The 526-nt window shown below is 62.7% G+C and carries 1 protein-coding gene; it reads left to right on the top strand.

Features of this window, described 5'->3' with window-relative positions:
* Positions 1–526: ABC transporter permease (locus EN914_RS37845; RefSeq protein ID WP_164779297.1), on the top strand; the 526-nt coding region annotated here is incomplete at both ends.

Below are 526 nucleotides of genomic sequence, written 5' to 3'. Positions count from 1 at the left end.
TCTGTGTCGTGCTCGGCTCGGCGGCATCGCTGGCGCTCTATCGCTATGAGTTTCGCGGCAAGAAATTCCTGCAGGCGCTGTTGTTTCCGCCGATCGCCATTCCGTGGCTGATCACCGGCACGGCGATGCTGATCTTCTTTTTCGGCGTCGGCATCGGTCGCGGGCTGCATGCGATCCTGCTTGGCCACGTCGCACTGGCGCTGCCCTATGTCATCGTCGTCGTCTCGGCCCGGCTGCAGACCTTCGCGCCGGAGCTGGAAGAGGCGGCACGCTCGCTCGGCGCCAACCAGTGGCAGGTAACGAGGCGCGTCACGCTGCCTTGGATCATGCCAGGCGTCATTGCCGGAGGGCTGTTTGCGTTTGCAGTGTCGTTCGACCAGTTCGTGGTGTCCTATTTCCTGGCGACGCCTGGGCAGACGACGCTGCCGGTGGAAATCTACGCCGCGATCCGCAAAGGGTTCACGCCCGAGATCAATGCGGTCTCGACGATCATCATTGTCGTGTCGATGGCGCTGATGCTGCTCAC

Origin of the sequence: Mesorhizobium sp. M7A.F.Ca.CA.001.08.2.1 (genome assembly GCF_003998455.1) — a bacterium.
Classification (GTDB): Bacteria; Pseudomonadota; Alphaproteobacteria; order Rhizobiales; family Rhizobiaceae; genus Mesorhizobium; species Mesorhizobium ciceri.
The sequence above is the reverse complement of the archived record's forward strand: the minus strand, read 5'-3'. Positions and strand labels throughout refer to the sequence as shown.